The sequence below is a fragment of the Rhizobacter sp. genome (assembly GCA_021153565.1).
GTDB lineage: Bacteria > Pseudomonadota > Gammaproteobacteria > Burkholderiales > Burkholderiaceae_C > Albitalea.
Genome location: JAJKJU010000365.1, coordinates 1 through 8,359, shown reverse-complemented (window position 1 = coordinate 8,359; position 8,359 = coordinate 1). Strand labels below are relative to the sequence as shown.

The following is an 8,359-nucleotide window of genomic DNA, read 5'->3' as shown; positions in this document are numbered from 1 at the left end:
TTTAGCCTACCGGCCGCGGCGGTCACGCCGTGCCGTCAGCGCAGATCCCGGGTGCCGCGTCCGCCAGGCTAAAGACTCTCTGCACTATGGCGAGCATTTGCGCCTGGATCAGGCGCCTTTTGACGTGCTGCTCGGACACGCTCGAAATACTCTCAGCCTCTCATTCCTTGGCGACGAGCCGATCGATTTCTTCCAAGACCGATCTCAAGTCGGATTTGATTTTGGGCATCAAGGCTCCCACGGCCTTGCCATCGCGGCTGGCAAGGGCGGTCTGCAGGGCCTCGGACGTGTGTTGCAGCCCATGGGCACCGATCGTTCCCGCCAAGCCCTTCAGGTCATGTGTGCGGTGTTCGGCATCGCCCCAATGACCCTGCAGGCAGAAGCGGCCCACCTCCAGGTCGAATTCTGCATTGGCGTCGCGAAAACCGCGAAGAATCCGCCGGTACAGGTGCGCCTTGCCCAGGCATCGCGCGAGACCTTCTTCGATGTCGATAGGACCGGAGCTCGTCGCCAGCGGCGCCCAAGCGGTGTCGGGGCTGGGCTCGACCGGCCCTGGGGCGGTGCGCTTGGAGACGATCCACTCCGCCATGGTCGCAAGCATTTGCGCGACGTTGAGCGGCTTGGCGATGTGCGCGTTCATGCCGCTGGCCAAGGCCCGATCGCGATCCTCGGCCAGGGCGCTTGCAGTCATGGCGATCACCGGCAGATCGGCATAGGCCGGGTCGCCGCGCAGGCAGCGGGTGGCCGTGTACCCGTCCATCACTGGCATTTGGCAGTCCATGAGCACGCCGTCAAAGGGGCCTTCGGTGAGGAGTTTTTTCAGCGCATCCTCGCCGTTTTCGGCGAGCACCACCTCCATGGACGCGCGGCGCAGCAGTTCGGCAGCGAGTTCCTGGTTCAGCGGATGGTCCTCGACGAGAAGGATGCGCGCACCCGCCAGCCGGTTGCGGATCTTTTCGCTGAGTTCGGGTTCCAGTTCGCGCAGCCGTGGCAATGCTGGGCGGTTGCCGGCGCGGTGCGCCGCGACCGGCTGCCCTTCACTGCGCAGCATCTGGGCCAACAGTCCTTTCGGGGAGCCTTGCTGCGCGCAGCAGCCGAAGCGGGCGGTGAAATGAAAAGTCGACCCCTTGTCTGGCTCGCTGTCCACCCACAACCGCCCGCCCATGCGGTCGACCAGTTGGCGACAGATGACAAGTCCGAGTCCTGTGCCACCGTAACGCCGCGTGGTGGAACTGTCGGCCTGGCTGAAGGGTTGGAACAGCCCCGAGATCTGATCCGGCGTCAGACCCACGCCGGTGTCGCGAACGAAGGCATGGATCTCGCAACCCTGCGCGTCTTGCGAGGCAAGCTCGAACCGCACCAAGACCTCGCCGGTGTCAGTGAACTTGACCGCGTTGCTGCCCAGGTTCACGAGCACCTGGCGCAATCGGGTCGGGTCACCGACGAGCTTCGTGGGCAGGCCCGGGCCGGCGCTGAATAGCAGCTTCAGGCCCTTTTCGTCCGCCTTCAGTCCGAGCACGTCGGCCATCTCGCCGATCACAGATTCGAGAGCGAACTCGACTTGCTCGATCACCATGTGGCCGGCCTCGATCTTCGATAGGTCGAGAATGTCGTTCAGGATCTGCAGCAGGTTGCGCGCCGAGTCGTGCGCCTTTTCCACGAAGTCGCGCTGGCGCGGTGGCAGGCCGTCTTCGAGCGCGAGGTGCGTCATGCCGATGATGGCGTTCATCGGCGTGCGCAGCTCGTGCGACATGTTGGCCAGGAAGGTCGACTTGGTCTGGCTCGCGGCCTCTGCCGCGGCGCGCGCCTGCTGCATTGCTTCTTCGGCCTGCTTGCGCGCAGTGATGTCGTGAACGACAGCGCAGAACTGCGGTTCGCCCTCCCAGTCCAGTGCGACCACCGTCACGTCGGCATCGAAGGCTGTGCCGTCGCTGCGCCGAAACTGCCACTCGAAGGTCTGCGATCGATCACGCGAATGCATGTGATTGCGCATCAGTTCGAGCACGCGAGCGCGGCTGGCCTGACCGTCCGGCTGCATGGCGGGCGACATGTCTGCGAACCACACGTGGCGACCGATCAAACCCTGCGGATCGGGGACTCCGAAGATCTGCAGGCTCGCCGGGTTGCAGTGCGTGACGCCGCGCTTGAGGTCAAAGAAGAGGTAGCCGTTTGGCGCGTATTCGAACAATGCCGCGAAGCGCAGCTCGGCGTCGCGTCGCGCCGAGATGTCGAGCCAGTACCCGTTGTAGACGACGCTGCCGTCACTCTGCGCGAGCGGCGTGCTGTGGGCCAGCACCCAGACGATGCGGTCGCCGTGGTGCACCGGGAACTCGGTAGGCTGCGTCGGCGGTGCGGTCTGATTCAAGGCGAGCCGCCAGGGCAGTAGGGGGTCGTCGCGCAACTTGTCCGCCTCGATGCCGAACAGTTCGCGCACCCCCCGGCCGATGAATGAGAAGCTGCCGGTGCCTGAAGGCGGCTGTTGATAGCGGAAGACCGTGAGCGGCAGCGCCTGCGCCATGTCGAGCAGATCGCGCTGGGCACGCAATGCAGTGTTGAGCCACCCGATGCGTCGCCAAGCCACCCAGATGAAGACGCAGCCTATGAACCAGATGGCGGTGGCTTCGGCGATGATTTTGCCAACCAGTGCAGGCTCGGCGTCGAGCGAATTCATGATCCATAACTTGAAAGGGCGATCACCCAGAGGCATCGACACTGCGAGGTGGCGGGTGTTGCGCCATTCGGCGGCAAGCACCTCGTGCCCCCCGATGCGCATCGTCGACATCTGCCACTTGAGCGTATCGGGGATACGCTGGTAGATCGCCTGCCAGTCGGTGGGGGTGTGCGCGCCCGGCACGGGAATGCGCTGGAGAAGCATGCCGCTGCGATTGCCCAGCACGATCACGCCGTTGATGTCGGTGACGAAGATCAAACTGCCTTCAGGGTCGGACAGCAGCCCGTTGAGTGAATTGATGTCTTGCTTCATGACGGCGACGCCCAAGGGCTTGCCGGCTTCGTTGTCCACGCGATGGGCGAAGTAAAAACCCGGCACCTTGCTCAGGCGACCGAGCAGGAACTGCGAAGAATCTCCGTGCTGCATCGCTTCCACGAAGTATTCGCGAGTGGCTAGATTGCCTCCCACGGGACTCGGCTGGCTGCGCGGGTCACCGACGCCGTTCGCAACGGTGGTGCCGTTCTTGTCGATAAGCAGCACGAGCTGCAGGCCGAAATCTTCCGCCGCATGGTCGAGCAGGGCATTCATTTGCCGCACGGCAGGATCACGCAGTTGTTCGTCGCGCAGACGGATGCGAGCGTCCTCGGTGTCGCGTGCCGTGTCGCGGACATGATGGTTGTTCAGAAATTCGAGGATGCCCGTGCGGTGTGAAAAATTCTTGGGCAGGGCGGCCAATTGGCGGAAGGTGAGATTGAGCGTGTCGCGCACGCCGCTCAGGCGCACCGTGCTGCTGGACAGCACCTGTGCCCGATGCTCGCGCAAGCGGTCATTCACGACCCAGGCGGACCCCACGACGGCGAGCGCAGTCCAGAGCCCGGCAACGACCCACAGCAAGCGCAGACGTTGGCGACGGTCCTGGCCCGTCGGCAACTGTGACTTCATGTTGAATGCCCCCAGAGCAGCCTGCGGGATTGACTTGCCATGGCGCTCTGGGCAAGTTGTACCAGAAAGCGCCTCTTCGCAATCTGGGGGATTTCGTAGGAGGTTGGACAAATCAGGACCGTGCATCCTGTCGAAGGATTCCACGAGAGTGTCTTGGATGTCGAGGTTTCCGGATTGCGATTGCTTCCGGCCCACGAATGCTGGGCATCCCGGAGAACGCCGGGATGCCTGGCAATCTGACGCTTTTTTTCGATCAGGGCATGACCTTGGCGGCCACGCTCGAGAAGTCGTCGATCTGGTCGAAGTTCAGGTACTTGTAGATTTTGTCGGCGTCCTTGTTGATGACGCCGACGTCGGTCATGTACTCGTCCTTGGTGGGGATCCGACCCAGGCGCGAACAGATGGCGGCCAGCTCGGCGGAACCGAGGTAGACGTTGCTGTTCTTGCCCAGGCGGTTCGGGAAGTTGCGGGTACTGGTTGAGAACACCGTCGCGCCTTCCTTCACCTGCGCCTGGTTGCCCATGCACAACGAGCAACCCGGCATTTCCATGCGCGCGCCGGCAGTGCCGAGAACGCCGTAGTGGCCTTCCTCGGTCAACTGCTTCGCGTCCATCTTGGTGGGCGGTGCGACCCACAGCTTCACCGGAATGTCGCGCTTGCCTTCGAGCAGCTTGGAGGCGGCTCGGAAGTGACCGATGTTGGTCATGCACGAACCGATGAAGACTTCGTCGATGGTGGCGCCGGCCACTTCCGACAGCGTCTTCACGTCGTCCGGATCGTTGGGGCAGGCGACGATGGGCTCGTGCACATTCGCGAGATCGATGTCGATGACGGCGGCGTAGTCGGCGTCCGCATCGCCCTTGAGCAATTGCGGATTGGCCAACCAGGCTTCCTGCGCGGCGATGCGGCGTGCCAGCGTGCGAGCGTCGGCATAGCCCTGCGCGATCATCCACTTCATCAGCGTGATGTTGCTGTTGATGTACTCGATGATCGGTTCCTTGTTGAGGTGAACCGTGCAGCCCGCGGCGGAGCGTTCAGCCGACGCGTCGCTCAATTCGAACGCTTGCTCGACCTTCAGGTCGGGCAGGCCTTCGATCTCGAGGATGCGGCCGGAGAAGATGTTTTTCTTGCCCTTCTTCTCGACCGTCAAAAGACCTTGCTTGATGGCATACAGCGGAATCGCGTTCACGAGGTCGCGCAGGGTCACGCCCGGCTGCATCTTGCCCTTGAAGCGCACCAGCACGCTCTCGGGCATATCCAGCGGCATCACGTCGGTGGCGGCAGCGAAGGCCACGAGGCCCGAACCCGCAGGAAAGCTGATGCCGATGGGGAAACGCGTGTGACTGTCGCCGCCGGTGCCCACGGTGTCGGGCAGCAAGAAGCGATTGAGCCAGGAGTGAATGACGCCATCGCCGGGGCGCAGCGAGATGCCACCACGGGTGCTGATGAATTCCGGCAGCTCGTGATGCATCTTCACGTCCACCGGCTTCGGATAGGCCGCGGTGTGACAGAAGGACTGCATGACGAGGTCAGCACTGAAGCCCAGGCAGGCGAGGTCCTTCAGCTCATCGCGCGTCATCGGGCCGGTGGTGTCTTGTGAACCGACCGAGGTCATGCGCGGTTCGCAATACGTGCCGGGGCGAACGCCTTGGCCTTCCGGAAGGCCGCAGGCACGGCCGACCATCTTCTGAGCGAGGCTGAAACCCTTCTTGGTATCGACCGGGTCCTGCGGCAGGCGGAAGAGCGTGGAGGGTGGCAAGCCCAACGCTTCACGCGCCTTGGCTGTCAGCCCGCGACCGACGATGAGCGGAATGCGGCCACCAGCGCGCACTTCGTCGAAGAGCACGTCACTCTTCACCTTGAATTCGGCGATGACCGTGCCGCCTTTCAGTGCCTTGCCTTCGTAAGGGCGCAGTTCGACCACGTCGCCCATGTTCATCTGGTTCACGTCGAGCTCGATCGGCAGGGCGCCGGCGTCTTCCATGGTGTTGTAGAAAATCGGGGCGATCTTGCTGCCCAGGCACACGCCGCCGAAGCGCTTGTTCGGCACGAACGGGATGTCTTCGCCGGTGAACCACAGCACGGAATTCGTCGCCGACTTGCGCGAAGAACCCGTTCCCACCACGTCGCCTACATAGGCCACGAGGTTGCCCTTCGCGCGCAGAGATTCGATGAAGTGCACGGGGCCGCGCTTGCCTTCTTCTTCCGGCGTGATGCCGGGGCGCGGGTTCTTGAGCATCGCGAGCGCGTGCAGCGGGATGTCGGGGCGGCTCCAGGCATCGGGTGCGGGAGACAAGTCGTCGGTGTTGGTTTCGCCGGTCACCTTGAAGATGGTGACAGTGAGACTCTGCGGCACTTCGGGGCGAGCGGTGAACCACTCGGCGTCGGCCCAGCTTTGCAGCACGGCCTTGGCATTCGCGTTGCCACTGTCGGCGAGTTCCTTGACGTCGTGGAACTGGTCGAACATCAGCAGTGTCTTCTTCAACCCTTCGGCCGCGACGCTGCCCACGGTGGCATCGGCCAGCAGCTCGATCATCGGGCTGATGTTGTAGCCACCGAGCATGGTGCCCAGCAGTTCGGTTGCCTTGGTGCGGCTGATGAGCGGCGAGTGCTCGGTGCCGTGTGCCACTGCGGCGAGGTAGGACGCCTTGACCTTCGCAGCATCGTCCACGCCCGCTGGCACGCGGTGCGTGATGAGGTTAACCAGGAACTCTTCTTCACCGGCCGGCGGCGTCTTCAGCAGCTCGATCAGTTCACCAGTTTGTTGTGCGGACAGCGGCAGCGGCGGAATGCCCAGGGTGGCACGTTCGGTGACATGTTGGCGATAGGCGTTGAGCATTTTCTGTGAAAGGTGAAGAGTGAAAGGTGAAACGTGCCGCGGTTGAGGCGTCACGCGGCTGTCGGGACGATGACTTTGAGTCCCTTGAAGTAATCGCGAAAGAAAGAGGCGTCGCGGGTGATCAGCGCGTTGCACTGGAGCAAGGCGTGGGCACCGACGATGAAGTCCTGAACAGTGCGTTGACGGGTGCCGCCGCGGGCTCGGTAGCGGCGCTGCATTTCGCCAGCGCGCAATGCCGATTTCTGCTCGACGGCACTATAGGCGACCCCCATGTCTTCGAGCGCCTGCATCGCCTGGTCGCCATCGCACAGCGAACTGCAGATTTCCGTCACGACCACGTCGCACACGACGACCGGGCCGCGCCCGAGGGCGTCGCGCAACGCAGCTTCCGCTGCATCGGCGTGTTCGGAATTGGCGAGCAATTCGACGATGACGGAGGAATCAACGGCAATCATCGGATCACAGATCCACCGGATCGCCAGGTGCGCGACCCCGAAGGGTGCGCACTGCGTCATCGACCGACTCGAATCTGTCGAGCTTGAACTTGCCGCGGGCGCGCGAGATGGCGTCGTCGACGTTCTTGCGCAGGATGATGCGGTTGCCGTCGAGTTCGACCTTCAGCAGGGTGCCTTTGGTGAGCCCGAGCGCATCGCGCACGGCTTTGGGAAGGGTAATTTGGCCCCGTTCCGCAACGGTGGCTTCCATTGCGCGCTCCTGAAGTCGGTATGCACGAATTGTACATACCTGATGGGACATACTCAAACTAGTACGTCACCATCTCCAGAGATATTCTTGCCCCTCCCTTTGGGGCCCGCTGCGAGGCTGAGAGAGGTGGGTGAGGGTGGCGGGCCGTCAAACCCAGCCACCCGAGGACAAAATCAAAGCGACGCCTGCTGCTCCTGCTGCCTGCACCCGTCCACCATGCGCTGGCCGATCTTGTTGTTCAACATCATCGACTTCGCAGGAATTTGCACCCACACGACACCGGCCTTCTTGTCTTCGAGGCGGACGGCGCCAGTGGTGGTCTCCTCGGGCGCCATGATGTAGTGGGCGTTCTTGAAGCCGACCTTGAAGAGGCCCGGCTTGCCTTCGAGCGGCTGCACGCTCACGTGCTGGTTGAACTCGCACTGTGCATTGCCGACGAGCACGCGGCTGGCGATGTCGAGCTGGGCTTGGCTGATCGTCTGGTTGGTGTCTGCGGCTTGCACTTTCGCGGCAGCTGGTTTGTGCGCCGGCTTCGACGGTTTCACGGCCTGCGATTGAGCGAAGGCGGCACTTGCGGACAGGGAGATGGCAACCGCTGCGATGGCGGTCCTGACGACTGGACGATTCATGGTGGATTCCTCGTTGAACAAAGGCCTCATACGGTGAGGCGGTAGCGGGAGTGTTGCGCGATGGGGTCAGAGGCTGAGAGCTTTTCGATCATGCCCGCTCATCACGCCAAAAGCCCCCCGCTCGTCGTTGCAAATGCTCGCCATAGCCAAGCTATGGCTGCGCTTTGCGCCTAGATCAGCCGCCTTTTGACGTGCTGCTCGGACACATTCGAAATACTCTCAGCCTCTCAGGCGCCAGCAACAGAATAGTGGCGCCAACACCCTCGATCATGGATGAATCCGGGCGCCGCGGCACGAGGTTGCGGCATGGGTACGTGAATGAAGTCACGCCATCGAAGCCTTGCGCTCGGGAGGGCCCGAGATCTTGCGTTCTTGGACCAGCCCTTGATCAACGCGCCAACGAAGCTCTTTGAAACACTTTTCGCGGGCGCAGGTGTGCATGGATTTGGCCCGGAATAAGTTCCCGTTTTGGGGGGGGCGCTGGGCGGGCGCGCTGCGGCGTTGCTCCTCACTTGTGTGGCTCGCCACACGGCGCTCGGAGCGCCTTGCATCGCATCCCGCCCAGCGCCCCCA

The 8,359-nt window shown here is 63.0% G+C and carries 5 protein-coding genes; all 5 read right to left on the bottom strand.

The window, feature by feature from the left end; genetic code table 11:
- Positions 1–160: 160 nt before the first annotated feature.
- Positions 161–3,613 carry an ATP-binding protein gene (locus AC30NL_RS22390; RefSeq protein ID WP_489466191.1) on the bottom strand — a complete coding sequence of 1,151 codons (3,453 nt, stop codon included), beginning with the start codon at positions 3,611–3,613 and terminating at the stop codon, positions 161–163.
- A 253-nt stretch (positions 3,614–3,866) separates the two neighbouring features.
- The gene (gene acnB / locus AC30NL_RS22385) at positions 3,867–6,452 is read right to left on the bottom strand and encodes a bifunctional aconitate hydratase 2/2-methylisocitrate dehydratase (RefSeq protein WP_489466190.1); all 2,586 of its coding nucleotides are present in this window, start codon (positions 6,450–6,452) and stop codon (positions 3,867–3,869) included.
- Positions 6,453–6,502: 50 nt separating this feature from the next.
- Positions 6,503–6,907, bottom strand: a complete 405-nt coding sequence (locus AC30NL_RS22380; protein ID WP_489466189.1) for a type II toxin-antitoxin system VapC family toxin — start codon at positions 6,905–6,907, stop codon at positions 6,503–6,505.
- A gap of 4 nt (positions 6,908–6,911) precedes the next feature.
- A complete protein-coding gene (locus AC30NL_RS22375; protein WP_489466188.1) occupies positions 6,912–7,157 on the bottom strand; it encodes an AbrB/MazE/SpoVT family DNA-binding domain-containing protein in 246 nt (81 codons plus the stop codon).
- A 173-nt stretch (positions 7,158–7,330) separates the two neighbouring features.
- Positions 7,331–7,786: a hypothetical protein gene (locus tag AC30NL_RS22370; RefSeq protein WP_489466187.1), complete on the bottom strand. Its 456-nt coding sequence runs from the start codon at positions 7,784–7,786 to the stop codon at positions 7,331–7,333.
- Positions 7,787–8,359 lie beyond the last annotated feature (573 nt).